The organism is Chitinophaga polysaccharea, from assembly GCF_007829335.1.
GTDB lineage: Bacteria > Bacteroidota > Bacteroidia > Chitinophagales > Chitinophagaceae > Chitinophaga > Chitinophaga polysaccharea_B.
The window spans coordinates 1-17,208 of sequence record NZ_VIWO01000018.1 but is presented as its reverse complement, the minus strand read 5'-3'; the positions used below and the strand labels follow the sequence as shown (position 1 = coordinate 17,208).

Here is a 17,208-nt window from a genome sequence, read left to right as displayed (position 1 = left end):
ATAGCATGTACCGTAGATTTGGAGGACTGCGACAAGGTTTTACGTGTTGTGGGGAAAATCCCCACTGATGCTGTAGTGGCGTATGTAGAGCAGATGGGATATGAATGTGAGGTGATGTAGAGGGCCAGGCCCTCTACTCTTTCATACGGCGCCGTATAATTGAAGTACCGACTATAAAAGCGATGGCGATAATAGCTAAGAAAACAAAAACCACTGTCCGATAAACTCTCGTAATCCGCATTTCTCCGACCAGTGCAAATATTAGCATTACTCCTAAGAAAATGAGCATCTTTGAGCCATATGCTGTAAAGAGGCCTGATAGTGACTTCATTTTTTTTCCAGTTGGATCGTCTGAAAATTTATCTGTCATGTAGGATGTTAAAAATCCGGGGTGTTTTTTTTTAATCGGTTTCTCCTTTCTTTTCCAGTGTAACATAGTGATATTCAGTTGACGGTCGTAATGTAGATTACAACTGTAATGAGAGATTTAATTTAAGGTGCAGGATCATCTGTTTTTCTACTGTAAATAATTCTGTACCTCCTTCCCTTGGGAACCATTGCAATGATCACCGTATCCCCCTTGTAAAAGCGAATAAAGGCTCTTTTTACTTGTCCGGGGAGGTAACCGAGTACTAAACTATCATTTAACAGTTTAACGCGAAAATAACCGCTTGGTAGGGCTTTAACCATCACCCCCTCTATTTGTTTTTCCTGTGCCATCAAAACAAAGGGGATGAAATAAAGCAAAATGCCTATTGAGTGTTTGATTTTTATATTACCTGCTTTTGACATTTCATCAGCTGCTGGGACTTTTTCAGGCATCATAAACAAGAATTGAGATTTAGCAAATGTGCCTGCTAAACATCTCAAAAGCAATAAGGCTTTTATACTATTTTATTACTACCAAGGGAGTATTATGCCGCACCATAGCGGTTTACGGCGTTGGTGACGAGTCAATTCTTTTGTTTTTCATTCAGAATATCGGCAGCAAAGCTCCTATCTTCATCCGATAGCGAATTATTATGAACAATCTCTTCTAATCTAGTGAGCAACTGATTTTCAGGTAAGTTAAATAACTTAAAATCCCTATAAAATATCATTGTTTTAACCTCATGATCTAGCTTTGCTCTACGTTGCATGGCAATCCCTCGTATAAGGGATAACACAGTAATGACTAATAAAAAGAACCGCAAAACCCAATCAAGGGAATCAATATGAATAAACATTAAATGTCCAATCAAAATTAATAAACTTGTAAGACCCAAAACAATTATGCCTTTAGGGCTTAGGTTGTTTAGAAAATCCATATTGCAATATGTTGATGGTAATTTTTTAAATTAGTTTTTTCCGCTTTGATCTTGTGTAATTACTCTATGTTTAATACACCAGCCAACGTCCTTAAGTACCGAACTTTTTTAATTAAGCCTTATTATTTTATACCCCCTTTTAGCTTCAACAGCTGGGACCTGTCTAAAATTTCATAACGAGCTGGAGATTGGCCTTGTTTATACACTTCTAAAATCTCAGCATTCTTTAAGATCCTATTTATTCTTCGTATTGCTGCATCTATCGCGCTCAACTTGCAAATACTTCTCTCTCGGACATACCAGTAAACTTGAATGCTGGTACAAGATCCCGTTTTCTCAGTAAAGTGTAGTAAGGCATCATAGATATAAGCTTCTGTATTCTTGATAGATTGCGTAATAGCCTCCTTATGTCCAATCATACTAAATAAAGAATGTTTAAAAAAAAAGCTGTTTTGGACAAGTACCCCAGCTGCAGGTGAGTAGGTACCTGACGTTTTTTGCCTAGCGTTTATATGCCAATACCTAATGCTAATGGTAATCCTGCCAATAAAAGGGAATGGTTAAAGTTAGAAATGTCTTGATTTTCCATAGACTGTTATTTAGTGATCCTTTAGGATTTAATACACCTTTTAACGTTACCGGGTACCGAACGTTTTTGACATAATAAGGGTAGGTTTTTTGATACTACACGACCTCCTATGTTCTTCTTATATTATAGTTTTAGCCAATTTGTTTTTGTGAAAATATATTCAATTTGATAAACTACCTGTGGCGGTAGCCCCACAATACCTAACTGATCTTCATTTGTAAAAATGATCTTGTGATCAGGATACTTGTTTATTTCCTGCTCTAAAGGTTTCAGCGCCTCATGAAGGCATTTCTGAATACCGATGTTGAGTTGATTTGTAACTTTTAATTCGTGCGCCTTATTATCAGAGTTCGGATCTGGGCGTTTTTGCACAACTATGTTCATTTGTCAAATTTCTACGTGAAACATGAAAGTATTATAGAAAATAACGTTCGATTTCCTGAGCTATGCTATTTAAAAGAATCTTGGAAGTTTGACCGACAGGAGTAAGTGATCCTGATTCATTAGGAACAAAAACTATAACATTCCTATCAATCTGAACCCTATAAATCATTCTGTCCCCGGATTCATGAGGTAACACGATATAATCACGTCCGTTAACAGATATTAGAAATGAAGTAGAAGTCATACTGAGAACGCTATCAATGGTAGCCATAATGAACGTTTTTTAAGATTAGTCAGGTAGCGGGCCTCGGTGGCCAGTTGATTTTTTTTGATGTAAATAACACCGGAATTATTGGAATTACTGGAATTTCCGGAAATCCGACCGGTGCGCTTGATATGAACATTAAAAAAAGCTATTTTGGACAAGTACCCAACATTTTATGATACTAAAAAGATGGCCTTTTACAATAGGCCATCTTCTGCTAAGGAAAAATAACCATTGCTAGGGGTGATAATAATGTGATCCATTAACTCAATATCCATAACAGCGGCAGCATCTCTAATTTTACGTGTTACCCTTATGTCTGCCTGACTTGGCTTCAGTGATTCACTCGGATGATTATGCGCTAGTATTATTTTCGTGGCAGCCAACTTCACTGCTGCACCGAAAAGTAATCTAATATCGACAACTGTGCTGGTCATGCCACCAGTAGATAACTGATAAACACCTAATATACTATTTTGTTGATTCAGATACATCACTTTAAACTGTTCTTGTAACTCGATTCTGTCATTATCCCATAGTTCTCTAAATATGTCAGCTGCGTCACTACTGCTGTTGATTTTCGGACGCTTTGTGATGTTGTATGAACGTTTTATGATGACTTCTATTTCAGATACTTCATACTGATTGTTTAGTTCCATAGTAATTATTTTTAATTAATGATGGAACCCCATTCCGGGCGGCAGGGACGAATAAGCGAACTTCGTTGGCGCGTAAATGCGTGGATGGAAGAGCTGACAACTTACTGTAGCTAGTGCAGGATTTGCCCCCCAACCCCCTTGATGCCGTTTTAAGAAGCGCCTTCGTTGATTTGCGTTTCGGCCATCCGACCGAACTTTGTACCAACATTAATAACCCCAATTTCCAATCAAGGCCCTGACGCTAGCAATCGCTGCATTAATATACTAGTCGATAATTGCTGTGGGACACAAAGTATCATTAAGCAGCTCCATTAATTCCTGTCTGGATTTCTGCTGCAGACTTCCTAAACTTTGAATTTCCTTTAACTCTGCCACTTCCGTAATCCCTCTCCCTTTTTCCACTTTAATACAGGAAAATCCGCCCGTAGATTGCCCAAAACAAAAAAACTGAACACCAGCTCCATAATTCTTTGAGGCTGAAACAATTAAATAACTCTTTGAGTTTTCATTATTCATAACAGAACGTTTTTTTGATGTATATAACACCGGAATTATTGGAATTACTGGAATTTCCGGAAATCCGCCCAGTTTTCAGGATATAAACGTTTTTTGAAATAAAGGGGAACCTTGTGCTCGGTGATCAGCTCGAAAGAATATGAGTAAAAGAATCTGTTTCCTCCTGTATAATGCTGTCCTCACCTATCATCCATGAAATATCTTCCCTATGAACACGACAAATGCCATCGGATGCTACCTGCGCCATAATTTCCGTAATGCTTAGTTTATCCTCCGCTGTAGGTTTGATAATCATTTCGATTGCTGGCTGTAATTCAGTAATAGACCTGAATGGTTGAGGATTAACCAATACACGGGGTTTGTTATTTTGAAAATAACCGATGATATATGTCATAGCAGATAATTGAATGTTTTTTGAAATTAGGCATCGCCGCCTTTTGAATTACTTTCTTCAATATTTAACAACTGCTGAGCAAAATTCCTATCTTCCACTTTAATTAAGCTATTGCTTGCAATCTCTCTTAATTTTTTTGAAATTTCGGATTCCGAAAGATCATCCACATCTAAATTATACTTTTTAAAAAAAGATAATATTTTTTTTGCCTGACCACTGGCCCTGATAACCGAAATAATGTACGCCCTGCGAAAACAGAAATAAGCTAAACCCGCCGGAGCCATAAACAAAACGGCTCTAACTACTATTGAAAGATCACCAATAAAAAAGCACCCAACAGCGACTAAAAGGGCTACGCTCCCAAGTAAAACGTATCCTTTAAATCCGAGGTTATCAAAGTAGTGATTAAGCATTGTTTTTTGTTTTATGAGATTATACCACCCCAAAAATTGGGGCGGTCGCCATAATCTATTGTTCTATTAGCAGTGGCGAATATCAAATTAAATGGCTTTGCTACTGTGTAGCAAATGTTAAGGGTACCTAGTTTTATGAAAATAAGCTGATTTGGACAAACAGCGTGTATGTTCATTACAGGTGTCCAGATCTGTAACCAGTACCCAACGTTATTTGAGATTATAGATTACGGTAGAGCTATCACGTTTCATAAGCTCCTTTTGCTTTTGAATTAGTTCCGGAAGCCCTATACCCAGCATTAAGGGTGTCCAATGCTTTAGAATTGATATTTCTGTTCCTTTATCGTCCGTATAGGTCATTATGATATCTATTCCTTTCTTCTTATCCATTTCAGAGAGCTTTGATCGATCAAGTGTTCGACCATCGCTACTAATTGCCTCATGCCCGCTGTAACGTATTTCCTGAGAAAAGACCCCCGGTGGCCGAATATCATCTCTTGACGCATTGATTCTGGCTATCACCATTAATTTATCAAGTTCTGCTTTTTTCTTTAATCTGACATACCTGACATAATTGTCATAGCTAAAATATACACATGTGAGAAGAAAACTGGCTATACTAAAATACATTAGGTGCTTGCTTTTCATGTCTATTAGAATTAGTGGAATTATCGGAAATCCGACCGGCGACCAGGATATGAACGTTTTTTGATACTACTATTTGGCAATAATAAATTTATAAATCTCGAAGAGAAAAACCACAATCGCAACAATTACAGCCCCCCCAGCATATAGCTCGGCCCTTTTTGCTCTCTTTTCCGCCTTATCTGCATTCAGTTCTGCTTCTTGGGCCGCTCTAACGGCCAATTCTAAATTCGATATTTCCAGTTCACTTTTATAGTTCTCTTTCTTCACACTGTCCTGATATTTTTCATGTTCAGCTAGAAAGCCGCCGCCGGTCTTTACAAAGATGAACATTTCTTCTGCGTATTTTGGATGTAAGGAAATCCCTATCATGTTATCTCCATAAGGCTTATACTCGGAAAAGCCTCCGGGAAATCTGTTTTGTATTTCGCGTATAGCCGCAACTACATAATTTTGCTCAATACCCAATGCCGTGGCAATTTCTGCCGTGCCCTTCCTCTCATATAATAAGCGGATAACATCATCCTTAACTTTTGGTTCTATCATGTAATATGAACGTTTTTTTAAACTAGAATAACCCATCCGGATTTCGCAGCTACTTCATTATATATTGATTTCCATTCTTTTTCATTTATAATGGCTTCACCGTTAAACCACTGTTTTGTTCTCTCCCATAACAATTTTAATTCTTCGATTAAAAGTATTACTTGTTCTTTATCACATGATGATGGCAGCGCCCAATAATTAAGCGTTTCATTTAATACATCCGGGGCAAGAGAGTAATGGAACACAATTGTTTCTATACCGCTTTCCCAATGGGCGCAAAAAAGATTTTGGCTAATAGACGCCATTCGGGATTCAAATGCTAGAATAAGGCTTTCCTGTTTTATATCTTCCCTCTTTTGCATGATTTAAATGAACGTTTTTTGAAATTATTATTTGGGCCGCTTTTTATCCAGTTCACCATTTATAACCCCGCCAATTATCCTCCATAGGGCGATTACGAAAAATTGAAAAGTACCTAATGTTGAAAGAATCCTCCCTACATAATATAAAGCGGTAAACTTCCCCGCATTAGTATACAATACCGCAACTGAAACAGTAATAGAGGCGATAAGAAAACTTATAATTACAGTTTTTGTTGATGGAATGCTCATATGAACGTTTTTTGCCCTTTAACAAGGGTAGTGTCAATTAGCCTTAATATATTAATATATTAAGGCTAATTGACACTACCTCTACATTTATAGTAATAAAGAACACTTATTGAATTAATTGTGCAGGTCATTTCCCAGATCCCTAATCCAGTCTTCGATCAGCTGTGTATGGTCGTTGTCAGCTAACATTTCTGCTTCAGTGCCTGTTACTGCAAACTGTTTATCTTCTATTGCATCAGGAACACCTTGCCCCTCTTTACAGTAAATAAAATGAAATCCTTCTTCTTCGGCGGCTTTCAGGTTGGCGATAAGTTTAGTAATACGTGCATCCCTTGCCGACAGTGGTTCCCTGCCTGTTTTATCCAGCCGTTGAATAAACTCCTGTAAAGTAGAAGGTTTACTTTCGGCCACAGCTTTAAATCTATCTGCAAAATCGTCGCCTTTGGGATCATCATAAGGGTTGAAGGCAATGGCCTTTACTTTTCCGGTTCCCTCATCAGTAGGAAAATTGTACTCTACTGGTTTCTGGGGCTGTTTTTTCTTTGCCATATAGTGAACGTTTAGAGAATTATTTTTTATCCAGCAAAGCGCGTATGCCCTTTGATATAGGTGTTTCAGGAGATTGTTTTGCATATTCAAGGTACTTATAAAAAGTAGCGTTGCTGCCTATTTTCAGTGCTTTTCTAATACTTTCCACAGGCTGACCCTCTTTATAAAGTACCTGTACCATTAACGCCTTTTTCTTGGCTTCATCAGATAGTCCCCGGGGTCTACCTCCTTTTATCCCCCTTGCTCTTGCGGAATCTTTGGCCCTATCACTTCTGTTCTTAGTATACTTCCTTTCATTCTCTGCAAAGATTGCACAGATATAATACCACAGCTTCCCCATTTCTGTGCGAGTATCAATACCCTCACGAATGCTTACAAAATGAATCCCCTTTTTATGAAGATCATCCTGCAGCCTTATAAGATCAGCCGTTTTTCTCCCTAAACGGGAAATCTCAGTTACACAAACAGCATCGCCATCGCGCAGCTGCTCCACCATCTTATTAAATTCTTCACGGTCTACTACCCCGCTTTTTTTCTCTGAAAATACGCGCTCGCACCCTGCCTTCTGCAGTTCCTCTAATTGGACTGTTAAATCCTGCTCCCGCGTTGATACTCTCGCATAACCAAACTGCATATAATTACATTTTACTCTACGCAAACGAATATAGTGTAATTTGAAATAGTGTAAAGGTTTAATGTAATATTTTTTTTATCATCAGATTATCCGAAGTAATCCTTTCAAAGATTACACAAAACCGATCAGTTTCATGTAATCTATAAGAAGGCACTTTCCCAATACTTTTTTAACGTTTTGTAAAAAAGTCAGGTTTCCCATAAAATTATCTTTCCCGTATCTAGCAATCGTGAAACAGAAATTCACTTTTTGAGTACAATATCTGAAGGGGGCATTTTTCTGATGCTTAATTGCCGTGAACTGATTAATTCTCTGTAACCCATAACAGGTTTGTATTACTCACCTCTTTTTATAGAGCATAATGTCTTTTATCCGAAATACAAACGGGGATACCACTAGAATCTCAGTAGGGCATTTCAATTTTTTATTCATGACCCTATTTAAAATATTAAAAACAATGAATACACAACCAAAGAAGGAGCGTCTAAGTGTTGACGTCCGCAAGATGCAGTTTAATGGTGAAGGAGGCGGTGGCCGTAATACGCTTAATTTACTTATACTTTTGGGATTTTATTTCCTTATAAGCTTGGTTATCGGTGGCGTAGTTATTTATGCTCTGAATAGTGGTGAAATATCGGTACTCGGAGCTGGAATTGTTGGATCAGGGGGTAGAGTTGCTTATAAAATGGTGGCAAAATGGATAAGGGGTAAAGATCCGTGAGGTTTCCGGCCTATGTTAAAATGGTCGTTTTTTGATACGTGATTACACGTAGCGATAGTCACACTATACAAAATTCATTAATAAAAAAAGTCATATATTTGTAATAAATATATGTTTTATGATTAACTCTGAAATTCTGTTATCTCATGGTTTTAATTATGTGTCTCACTGCAATTATTACAGGTTGAGTTGTAACCTCTTGAATTTGGGTGTAAAATACATTTATGCTCAATGGCTCCTTTCGACAGACCCCCTGAAAGATATGCCATTAATCCACGTTTCAACCATTCAGGATATAGACAGGATATTCCGTGCTGGAACTGGCCAATCACTAATACTTAAAAGAATAGCTGAAATGCAATTCTCATCGATCTATAAAAAAAATACAGTTGTTTACTGATACAGGACAGGAAAAGGGTTTGGACAAAACAAACCCTTCTACTTTTATAGATTTCTACTTTTCTACTTCTGTAATGAACATTACATTAAAGGATGATACGGCAGCCCTTAAAGCTGCTAAATTTGATTTCTATTGTAGGAATAGCTGATTAAAATAAACATAAAAATCTGCGAACCCCCAGCCAGTGTACTTATAGACAAGGTTCGTATAAGCGAACCAGCCGTAGGACAAATTGCGCTGTGGTTACGGGTTTAGTAAAAAAATATTTAAATATTTTTGCGAAAATATTTGCAAAAGTTTACGACCTTTGCGTTACATTCATAAAACAAAAAAGCCCCTGCGCAAACAGGAGCTTAATTGTCTACACATTTTTAGCTTTTTTTTCCTTTGCATATCGGGCAAACGAAAAATCTAAAATGTGTTCTTCCATTTGATGGGTAGTAAACTTTTCCTTTAAACCGCCTACTGCGGCAATAAATTACTACCATTTCATGCCCTTTCGGGCATTTTTCTGAATTTATCATTTTGTTACAAGGGCCGGGGAATAGTAAGTCCGGCCTTTTTCTTTGTATAGCACTCTCTGCTATAAATATTGTTTTCCCGTTGCCTTTATCCTTGTAACATCAGAATAACTGCGAAGTTAATAGTTTGATTTTCACCCACCAAAAAAAAGTGATTTACAGCCCCATTTGCGCAGTTTTACACAAATTGTGGATAACCCAGATAGGCAACAGGACAAAAGCTGAATATGAGCCTTAAAATGGGCAAAAAGTAAATAATAACTAAAGGAAAATTAAGCCATGGATTTATCACCTATCTAATACATTGATAATCAATATACTAATTTTATCATTAAAATGCGTGAGTTTGCTCATAACTTTTTCACGGCGCACTCATCAAAAATAGCAGAATTACAGCTGCTAAATTCTTCAAATATTTCCATTTGGAAATTAATTTCCAAATGGAAATATTTTTTTGTTTAAAAACTTAATTTTCATACCTTCGTATTAATAAAAGCAAAAGAAGCGAAATCCCAGCGCTGCTGTAAAATGTCTGGGTAATTTAAACTAATACTGCGGCGTCCGCAGGGGTAAACCAAACCTTCGATATGAGCATTTTAAAAATTTATTTAACAGACAGACATGAGAGTGATTTCTCGCGGTCCCATAGTTGATTTTGGGACAAAGCACCCGCCAGCCGTTATCCCGTTAAACGATTGGTACAATAAAATTTTACAGGCAACGTGCAGTAATTTTAGTGAATTGAAAGAAGTTTACAGGACCTGTGACTACATCGGAGACGATCGCTACGTTTTTAACATCGGAGGTAATAACTACCGATTAGTAGCGATAATAAAATTTAAGAATAGGTGTTTGTACGTTCGTGGGGTTTTAACACACACAGAGTATGATGCACACAACAAGAATGGGACTTTGATCACAATGTAATGAAACTTCGATTGTGAATTTATTTAGATCCTTATGTAAAAATGAGTAAAATCGAAACCAAGTTGGCATACTATCGCGCAATGACTGAGCTGGAAACTCTTTTAGAAAAAGGGATTTCAAATCACACAGCGGAAGAAGAAGCCAAACTTGACGAGTTATCAGATGCTATTGAGGCGTGGGAAAATATTGCGTTTCCCATGCCTTTAAAGCCAGATTTCCCTGCAATTCTATCTTATTTAATGGAATCCCGGAAACTGAAACAAAACCAGTTAGCTACTGAATTAGGCATTAGCTCAGGTTTTTTAAGTAATATTTTAAACCGAAAAACAGCTCCTAATGTTGAGCTTCTTAGAGAAGTTCACCTCCGTTACCAGATTGACGGAAACATGCTACTAGAAAGCATTTAAACCAGATCCATCCTTTTAAAAACAAACTTCCTTACTGTCTGAGAAATCAGGCAGTTTTTTTTGCCTAAACATCGTATATCCTGACTTTGCAGAGTAGTAGAAATCTACTTTTCTACTTTTGCAATGTTCATTACATTACGCCTGCAGATCGTGGAGCTCTTGTAGCGCTTCTTTTAATTCTGGATATTCATATTCAATTATAGGCTGATTAGGATCCTTCTTTTGAGCATTAAAGGACTTATCTATGGGTACTATACTCATTTCCTTGTTTTCAGCGGGCACAATTACCGTATCGACTTCCTCTTTCGTCAGTGGATCTGGCGAGAGCCACAGCCCGAAGTGTTCAGCGCGAACGTATGCGGGCATACGTAATTTTGAATTATGAACTATAGCCATTGCTTCATTGGCAACAGTGGTGACCACTGATAAAACCCGCCGGACCTCCCCTGTAGCTTCAATATAGCAGTCGTTCCATACTGCAGCCAGCGCGTTCATGGTCTTGCCTCGTTGCCCTATTTTAAAGGGATACTTGATCGGTGTTTTCTTCCCGGAGGGGGCTTGGTGGCGGTTTTCATAGAAATTAGGAGTAAGGACGATACACCGTTGTCCGATGATGGCCTGTTTATACAGTTTTCCATTAAAAGCCTCGTCCCCTTTGCAGTTCAGGCCTCCTGTGTATTTTATATAAAAATCCTTCACTGCTGCTTCATCCTTCACTTTTCCCGGCAAAAAGCCCCATTTCACATACTGGATGTTGTGCGAATCGGTATTGAGTAGAACGGGTAGATGTGGATGAGCAAAGCCGTTTGCGTCCAATAAACCGGGGTATTCATGTGTGATCGTGAAGTCCGCCTCCCATCGGTATTCCATAGCAAAATTAGTACTGTTGACATAGTTATACAGTTCTTCTTCCGTAGGCCGGCGCACGTGGTAGCACATAAAACAGGTTTTAGTTATTTAATGCTATATTAAGTGTGTAAGTTGTTGGTTTTTATCATTTTATCTGATGATAAATTTGGGAACCTCGATTATATTATATATATTTGTATATAATTTGATGGTACTATCTCCGACCTTGTACTGTCTGTTCCCAAAACTTACTAAATATACCCAAAAAATGAGTACTGCATTAGCCATAGTATTGGCTTTTTTAATTATCGCTATTTGCTGCATCCGGAAAATGAAAAGAATATGCAGGTTTTCCTTTTTCATGTTCAAATTGTTTAAAGTGAGGATTGACGCGGATTGCGGCTGTCAGCCTACGGATCAGATTTGAATTTTAATCACGTCCTGCCAGCGTGTTGTATAGCTGGGTGATTTACGGGCCTGTCTTAGCTGCCATCTCTCCCCGTAGCCCTGTGAGGCGTACCGTACAATGTTTCTCCCAAATATTGCATTGGTGCTATCTATGCAATTCATCAATTTTTCAGCCCGTAGCCGATCTACTGAATCAAATAGACTACCCTGCCGTTCGCAGGCTGGCACCAGATCCAGCACCATTGCCCCCGCCTTTTTATAATTGTATCCGGGCCTATAAATAGCATTCAGCGCCTTTCCAGCATAGAACAACAGCTCAGGGGTGTTATTGGCAGGAGTGAGCAATGGTATAGTAATACTCCTATAATACTGCTTATCCTGCATTCTGAATGGATTTGTTTGTAAAAATACATGTATTGCACTGGCGCAGCTGTTCTGGCGCCGCAGTTTTTCCGCACAGCTGGCCATGTGTGTCATTACCCATTTACGCACATCTTCTTTTTCCGTAATAATCTCTGGAAATGACCTACTGGTACATATATTCTGTTTGGGTGGCTGCATTTCTTCTAGTAAAATGCAGGATTGCCCTTTTAGCTCTTTCACTAGACGCAGGCCTACTACTGACATGCTCTTTCGGATCCAGCTTTCAGAAGTCAGCGAGAGCTGCAGGGCTGTAGTGATATTGTGACGATTCAACATTTGCTCATACTGGCGCCCAATACCCCAAACATCCCCTACCATTGTTTGCTGCAGGGCTACTGATACTTTCTGATCAGTACCTAAAACATGTATCCCGTCTGTTTCAGGATGTTTTTTTGCCCATCTGTTTGCAAGTTTCGCAAGTGTCTTAGTTGGGGCTATTCCCACAGAAACAGGTAATCCTGTTGCCTGCAGTATATTCCGTTTTAAACGTTTGGCAAAGGCTTCCAGTTCATTAATAGCCACCCCCTGTAGGTCGATAAAGGCTTCATCAATGCTATAAACTTCATATTTCGGTGCTGCTGCCGCAATCACCTGCATAACCCGGGCGCTCATATCACCGTAGAGGGTGTAATTACTGCTGAAGATCTGAACATTGTTAGCGGTCAAAAAATCCAACATTTTAAACGGCAGATCCCCCATTTTTATACCGAGATCCTTTGCCTCATTGCTTCTCGCAATGATGCACCCGTCATTGTTGGAAAGGACAACAACCGGCAGGCGCCGGATGCGCGGCTCAAAAACCCGCTGGCATGAGGCGTAGAAGTTATTACAGTCAACGAGGGCGTACATGGCTATACCTTTTGGGCTTCCGTGATAAAGTAGGTAACAACCCCCCAAATTTCCGCATCAATCCCCTCTGAAATAGGTATAGGCTTGAATTTTGGGTTTTCTGCAGCAAGCATTACACCCTGTGGCAAAATCAAATATCGCTTAACGGTAAATTCTCCCAAAACTATTGCTACCACTATATCCCTGTGTTTGGGGGCAAGTGAACGATCAATGATCAGGTGGGTGGCTGTAGGGTGTATGAATGCTCCCGTCATGCTATCACCATGAACTTGTGCAAAAAATGTTGCTGTTGGATTGCTGATCAGTAGTGTATTGAGGTCGATGGAATTTTCAATATAATCGGCTGCTGGTGACGGAAAGCCAGCAGGAAGGCTGCCCGCAATGACAGGTAGTATAATTTTACTATCGTTTATTCGCCAAACCTCTTTCACTATACTAATATTTTTAGTAAAATTAGGATTTATTTACTAATTATATTAGTTTTTTATTCGGATAACAAAAGCTGATTTGGACAAATTTGTTTTGGGTGAAATTATTATAGCCCAGCTCCCCAAAAATTAGACAAAAAGCCCTGTTACCAGTAGATAACAGGACTGTGGTTGTATTGCCCCTCTTGATGTTATAGTTTCACCGCTAACGGGTAGATAATAGAATCTTGCTGCTTTGAGGGAAAAACCGATCCCGGAAAACTGAGATCATTAACTCGCCGTTTTATCGGCTTTTTCTGACCTTCTACGTAAACGCTAATAACGCAATCAAACTTATACGCCTCCCTCCCTTTTTTGAGCAACACTTTTAATTTACAACGCTCAAATTTCTCTAAGGATATTCCCTGCAATAACTGCATTTTGATTATGGGGGGAAATGACGTTTTCCATTCAAAATACTGTTGTTTGGATGCCAGCACCTGAGAATCATTTTCGATATAAATATTTAACGGATCTGCTGTTTCCCGCGATAAGTCCCTACTTACAAGTCTTAGCTCTATTGCCTTAATTTTTTGAGCTTTAGCCTCACCTGTTAAGGCTATCAGCCATACTAATAAAAACGTACATCTAAACACAGAGAACAATTTTTTAAATAAAATGGGCAGCGGAAGTCGCCAACTACGGATACAAAGAATATCACAATAGTATACTTTGCCGTGCGGCCAATCATTTACAAAATCTTACTGTGAGCGTATTAACGAAATTTAACATAAACAGGTAAAAAACTATATATGTTAAGCAGATAATTTTTTCGTTTAGATTTCAAGTTTACTGTGCAGCAAAAAATAAATTGCTCCTTCTAAAATCAACAATAAACAAAAATCTGCCAGTATGAACAAACCACCAATGTTAAGAAAGAGATTTAATGTAAAGGAGTACGCAGCAACAAAAATATGGGAGAAAAAGAGTGTTGACTTCTTCATCAAGCATTTCCTCGATCTAAAGGAAGAGGAATTAGAGGCTAAAATAATAGAATTAGAAGCAGATCCGAGTTTAACTGGATTAGAAAAACTTTTTGTTAGGGCCGCCCGGGGATTTTTAACAGATGATTCAATGAATACAACACTTTCCGATTAAAGATCTTGTGGTCCCAATGTCTGGCACTGATGTAATGAACATTACTCCAGTGCCAGTAAATCCAGTTTACAATAAAGTGTATGCTGCTATCTGCAATAAAACGGCTTCCCACTTTTCTGCGTTGAGGGATTGAATATAATCTCCCCAATTGCTGCTATTATAATAGAGTTATACAGTCCGTGAGGCCTCGCGAACATTTCCGGTTTGTGGTCTGTAGAAAAAGTAAAGCAATAAAAAATTAGTTAATACGCTCATTTTGTGCAATCATTAACAGTTGAAAAACTGTAATGTGTTTATTTAGCATTGGTAATAAATTGATGGTATGGGGGGCCGATTATAGGGATCGTGGCCCCCATTTTAAAACTTCTCTATGAAACATTTTATAGTATCGCTTTGCTTTATACTGCTTACTACAGTGGGTTTCAGTCAATCACAAAAACAAATCCTTTTAAAGGGAACCGTTAAGGATTGTAAAGCTGTTTACCTTTCAAAAGTGTTGGTTACTCTCTATAGCGGTGATGGCATCGCTATTAAAAACACAGTAACTGATAATGAGGGAAAATTTTCCCTTCTTGCCCCTATCGGTAATTACCACTTGATAGCCTCACTAAACGGATATATTGCAGAAGAAAACCTATTAATCATTACCGAAAAACAACTACCGCAGAAAAATATTAAAACGATCATATTGAAAAACAACACATTCACTCCTCCATCAATTAGGCACATTGCCAGCATTACCAATTAAAGTAGATAAGTAGAATTATATAAAAGTAGAATTATATAAAACGGGGCCACTAAACTTTGACGTTAAGAGTGCGCATAGGGGATGAAAAGCCGCCACTGGGCGGCTTTTCTATGTTTATAAACCTGCAGTCGATTGTTTCATTAGAACAGCAGATGCTTTTTCCAAAATATCCAATAACTGTAGGTTTGCATAATATAAAGCCAGTGATGCACCTAGCAATAAGCCAAAGAAAAATGAAATGATAAGCATTAATCTATAATACCGGGTGATAAATTCTTCTATATTTTCTTTCATAAAATATATATTATCTGGTAAGAAAGTAGAAAAGTAGAAAAGTAGAAAAGTAGAAATCTACTTTTCTACTTTGAAAAAATTTATCTTTCATTCAACAAGTCATCACATACACCACATTTGATTTGCAAGGCCGGTTTACCCCAAACCTTAACACCACAGCTGCAGGTATATACAGATTTTACCCCATTTTTACCTTTTGTCACAGGGGCAATAAATCCAGTTTGCGTCTTTGCCAGTGTACGATCAATTCCAGAGGTGGTAGGTGCTACATTAATTTGATAATTGGGCAAGTACGGCAGTTTAAGGGTAGCCAGCTGGTCAGCAGTAATTTTTTTAAAAGAAATATCAAAGGGGCCGCCATCGATAATATAATGGGTTACACTTTGACCTATTTTCTTTCCTCCGGGTTGACCTGTAGAAGAAGGCATCAAACCTACTTCCTCCATTTTAGCAGCCCATTGTAAGTCGTGGTATGCCTTCCGGGGTGGTCTGCCGAGCGCAAATTGCCATAGGTGGCACATTTCATGAACAAAAGTAGAATGCCATAAGTGGTCAGGACGCGTCATGCTATCCGGATTTAATGATATTTCGTGTATTATTTTATCCTTGTCATCCTTCCAACTGTCAGGTGCAAAAAAACCGTGTGCCCCTCTATGTCGGCTCATATTTACTAGGCAATCAGGTAACGAGGCATCAAACAATTCAATGTTATAGTAATAAAATAAATTCTCTAATGTGTTAAATTGATAATGTGTAATAGCCATGATATTAAGTTTGTAATGTACGATACAGCAATAGAAATCTATAAATATATAAATCTACTAAAGTATAAATCTACTTTTCTACTTTTTAAAAAAATCATCCCCCGGTAAATACAATACGCCTTCTTTATAATGAAGGGTTAGGAAATCTGCCGGAAAATCTACGCGGTTAATCTTAGTACAATAAACCATTTCGTTTTGATCATTAGAGCAGGTCAAATAAAAAGATTCCGTGAAGCTATCATCCGTTGTAAAACAACGGACAAGATTCCATACTTGAATATTGCTTTCGAGGGCGACACATTTAGTGAAAAATAATATATGATCGATTAACCATTGGCCTTTATAGTTATCCCGGATCTCTAAAATGCCCTCAGTCATAACTCGACCGGTTAAATCATGCTTGAAAACAAGGTCTGTACCTCTAAATTTTTGGGTAGCTAAAATCATATTAAGGTTTTTTTGCCTTTTATTGCTATTTTCCATAACTAATTGATTTTGTTATATAAAGGTACGAAAAAAAAGTAGAAATCTACTAAAGTAGACAGTATTTTGGTCATAATAATGTCATTTAAATAGAAATCTACTTTTCTACTTTTGCATTTTTTGCATTCCGTTATGGTGAGGCGGTCTTTAAAAAAGGGTTTGTCATGGTATTGTCACGGAATTATACCGGCCTTGCCGGCTCCCATTGTTTGAAACCCCGCCGGGAGGGGTGGGTATGGGGAGGGGGTGGCTCGGCGGCAGCAGCCCCCACTTCCAGAATCAGAGGCCGTAGGGCCTTTCTTCTCCTTTCTTGTCGAGTAGAAACATCAACGATGAA

26 protein-coding genes are annotated in these 17,208 nt (G+C 38.2%); 5 read left to right on the top strand and 21 right to left on the bottom strand.

Annotation, left to right across the window (positions count from 1 at the left end; all coding sequences use genetic code 11):
• Nucleotides 1-133 precede the first annotated feature (133 nt).
• The 14 genes from FHW36_RS30230 to FHW36_RS30165 all read right to left on the bottom strand — a co-directional run bounded on the left by FHW36_RS30230 (nucleotide 134) and on the right by FHW36_RS30165 (nucleotide 7,512).
• Nucleotides 134-436, bottom strand: coding sequence for a hypothetical protein (locus tag FHW36_RS30230; protein WP_145675277.1), 303 nt, complete (start codon nucleotides 434-436; stop codon nucleotides 134-136).
• Between the two features lie 56 nt (nucleotides 437-492).
• Nucleotides 493-825, bottom strand: a complete 333-nt coding sequence (locus tag FHW36_RS30225; protein WP_145675275.1) for a S1 domain-containing protein — start codon at nucleotides 823-825, stop codon at nucleotides 493-495.
• 128 nt (nucleotides 826-953) lie between these two features.
• On the bottom strand, nucleotides 954-1,307 hold the full coding sequence (locus tag FHW36_RS30220; RefSeq protein ID WP_145675273.1) for a hypothetical protein: 354 nt from the start codon (nucleotides 1,305-1,307) through the stop codon (nucleotides 954-956).
• 712 nt (nucleotides 1,308-2,019) lie between these two features.
• On the bottom strand, nucleotides 2,020-2,280 hold the full coding sequence (locus FHW36_RS30215; protein WP_145675271.1) for a hypothetical protein: 261 nt from the start codon (nucleotides 2,278-2,280) through the stop codon (nucleotides 2,020-2,022).
• A 462-nt stretch (nucleotides 2,281-2,742) separates the two neighbouring features.
• Complete coding sequence (locus tag FHW36_RS30210) at nucleotides 2,743-3,204, bottom strand: JAB domain-containing protein (protein WP_145675269.1); 462 nt, start codon at nucleotides 3,202-3,204, stop codon at nucleotides 2,743-2,745.
• Nucleotides 3,205-3,468: 264 nt separating this feature from the next.
• Nucleotides 3,469-3,720, bottom strand: coding sequence for a hypothetical protein (locus FHW36_RS30205; RefSeq protein ID WP_145675267.1), 252 nt, complete (start codon nucleotides 3,718-3,720; stop codon nucleotides 3,469-3,471).
• Between the two features lie 124 nt (nucleotides 3,721-3,844).
• Complete coding sequence (locus tag FHW36_RS30200; protein ID WP_145675265.1) at nucleotides 3,845-4,114, bottom strand: hypothetical protein; 270 nt, start codon at nucleotides 4,112-4,114, stop codon at nucleotides 3,845-3,847.
• Nucleotides 4,115-4,140: 26 nt separating this feature from the next.
• Entirely contained in the window at nucleotides 4,141-4,527 is a 387-nt protein-coding gene (locus FHW36_RS30195; RefSeq protein WP_145675264.1) for a hypothetical protein, read from the bottom strand.
• Nucleotides 4,528-4,737: 210 nt separating this feature from the next.
• Complete coding sequence (locus FHW36_RS30190) at nucleotides 4,738-5,175, bottom strand: hypothetical protein (RefSeq protein WP_145675262.1); 438 nt, start codon at nucleotides 5,173-5,175, stop codon at nucleotides 4,738-4,740.
• Nucleotides 5,176-5,244: 69 nt separating this feature from the next.
• Nucleotides 5,245-5,718, bottom strand: coding sequence for a hypothetical protein (locus tag FHW36_RS30185; RefSeq protein ID WP_145675260.1), 474 nt, complete (start codon nucleotides 5,716-5,718; stop codon nucleotides 5,245-5,247).
• 17 nt (nucleotides 5,719-5,735) lie between these two features.
• Nucleotides 5,736-6,080 (bottom strand): hypothetical protein, encoded by a 345-nt coding sequence (locus FHW36_RS30180; RefSeq protein ID WP_145675258.1) that lies wholly within the window; start codon nucleotides 6,078-6,080, stop codon nucleotides 5,736-5,738.
• 27 nt (nucleotides 6,081-6,107) lie between these two features.
• Nucleotides 6,108-6,329, bottom strand: a complete 222-nt coding sequence (locus FHW36_RS30175; protein ID WP_145675256.1) for a hypothetical protein — start codon at nucleotides 6,327-6,329, stop codon at nucleotides 6,108-6,110.
• 114 nt (nucleotides 6,330-6,443) lie between these two features.
• Nucleotides 6,444-6,878, bottom strand: coding sequence for a hypothetical protein (locus tag FHW36_RS30170; RefSeq protein ID WP_145675254.1), 435 nt, complete (start codon nucleotides 6,876-6,878; stop codon nucleotides 6,444-6,446).
• Between the two features lie 19 nt (nucleotides 6,879-6,897).
• Nucleotides 6,898-7,512, bottom strand: a complete 615-nt coding sequence (locus tag FHW36_RS30165; RefSeq protein WP_145675253.1) for a recombinase family protein — start codon at nucleotides 7,510-7,512, stop codon at nucleotides 6,898-6,900.
• Nucleotides 7,513-7,942: 430 nt separating this feature from the next.
• On the opposite strand from FHW36_RS30165, the gene FHW36_RS30160 reads away from it, so the two are divergent.
• The 3 genes from FHW36_RS30160 to FHW36_RS30150 all read left to right on the top strand — a co-directional run bounded on the left by FHW36_RS30160 (nucleotide 7,943) and on the right by FHW36_RS30150 (nucleotide 10,488).
• Nucleotides 7,943-8,233, top strand: coding sequence for a hypothetical protein (locus tag FHW36_RS30160; protein WP_186452682.1), 291 nt, complete (start codon nucleotides 7,943-7,945; stop codon nucleotides 8,231-8,233).
• 1,542 nt (nucleotides 8,234-9,775) lie between these two features.
• Nucleotides 9,776-10,081 carry a type II toxin-antitoxin system HigB family toxin gene (locus tag FHW36_RS31130; RefSeq protein WP_145675250.1) on the top strand — a complete coding sequence of 102 codons (306 nt, stop codon included), beginning with the start codon at nucleotides 9,776-9,778 and terminating at the stop codon, nucleotides 10,079-10,081.
• A gap of 41 nt (nucleotides 10,082-10,122) precedes the next feature.
• On the top strand, nucleotides 10,123-10,488 hold the full coding sequence (locus tag FHW36_RS30150; RefSeq protein WP_145675248.1) for a helix-turn-helix domain-containing protein: 366 nt from the start codon (nucleotides 10,123-10,125) through the stop codon (nucleotides 10,486-10,488).
• A 135-nt stretch (nucleotides 10,489-10,623) separates the two neighbouring features.
• Here the strand turns inward: FHW36_RS30150 and FHW36_RS30145 are convergent, their stop codons facing one another.
• The 4 genes from FHW36_RS30145 to FHW36_RS30130 all read right to left on the bottom strand — a co-directional run bounded on the left by FHW36_RS30145 (nucleotide 10,624) and on the right by FHW36_RS30130 (nucleotide 14,080).
• Entirely contained in the window at nucleotides 10,624-11,358 is a 735-nt protein-coding gene (locus FHW36_RS30145) for an SOS response-associated peptidase family protein (RefSeq protein ID WP_186452681.1), read from the bottom strand.
• Nucleotides 11,359-11,754: 396 nt separating this feature from the next.
• The gene (locus FHW36_RS30140; protein WP_145675245.1) at nucleotides 11,755-13,017 is read right to left on the bottom strand and encodes a Y-family DNA polymerase; all 1,263 of its coding nucleotides are present in this window, start codon (nucleotides 13,015-13,017) and stop codon (nucleotides 11,755-11,757) included.
• A 2-nt stretch (nucleotides 13,018-13,019) separates the two neighbouring features.
• Complete coding sequence (locus tag FHW36_RS30135; RefSeq protein WP_246121264.1) at nucleotides 13,020-13,448, bottom strand: LexA family protein; 429 nt, start codon at nucleotides 13,446-13,448, stop codon at nucleotides 13,020-13,022.
• Nucleotides 13,449-13,636: 188 nt separating this feature from the next.
• Nucleotides 13,637-14,080 carry a hypothetical protein gene (locus tag FHW36_RS30130; RefSeq protein ID WP_145675241.1) on the bottom strand — a complete coding sequence of 148 codons (444 nt, stop codon included), beginning with the start codon at nucleotides 14,078-14,080 and terminating at the stop codon, nucleotides 13,637-13,639.
• Nucleotides 14,081-14,336: 256 nt separating this feature from the next.
• Between FHW36_RS30130 and FHW36_RS30125 the strand changes: the two genes are divergently transcribed.
• Complete coding sequence (locus FHW36_RS30125) at nucleotides 14,337-14,582, top strand: hypothetical protein (protein ID WP_145675238.1); 246 nt, start codon at nucleotides 14,337-14,339, stop codon at nucleotides 14,580-14,582.
• 370 nt (nucleotides 14,583-14,952) lie between these two features.
• Nucleotides 14,953-15,330, top strand: a complete 378-nt coding sequence (locus tag FHW36_RS30120; protein WP_145675236.1) for a carboxypeptidase-like regulatory domain-containing protein — start codon at nucleotides 14,953-14,955, stop codon at nucleotides 15,328-15,330.
• 114 nt (nucleotides 15,331-15,444) lie between these two features.
• Here FHW36_RS30120 and FHW36_RS30115 read toward each other — a convergent pair whose 3' ends face one another.
• From FHW36_RS30115 to FHW36_RS30105, 3 genes are all read right to left on the bottom strand, one after another.
• Nucleotides 15,445-15,624 (bottom strand): hypothetical protein, encoded by a 180-nt coding sequence (locus FHW36_RS30115; protein ID WP_145675234.1) that lies wholly within the window; start codon nucleotides 15,622-15,624, stop codon nucleotides 15,445-15,447.
• An 80-nt stretch (nucleotides 15,625-15,704) separates the two neighbouring features.
• Nucleotides 15,705-16,388, bottom strand: coding sequence for a SprT-like domain-containing protein (locus FHW36_RS30110; RefSeq protein WP_145675232.1), 684 nt, complete (start codon nucleotides 16,386-16,388; stop codon nucleotides 15,705-15,707).
• Between the two features lie 78 nt (nucleotides 16,389-16,466).
• Complete coding sequence (locus tag FHW36_RS30105) at nucleotides 16,467-16,871, bottom strand: DUF6876 family protein (RefSeq protein ID WP_145675230.1); 405 nt, start codon at nucleotides 16,869-16,871, stop codon at nucleotides 16,467-16,469.
• Nucleotides 16,872-17,208 lie beyond the last annotated feature (337 nt).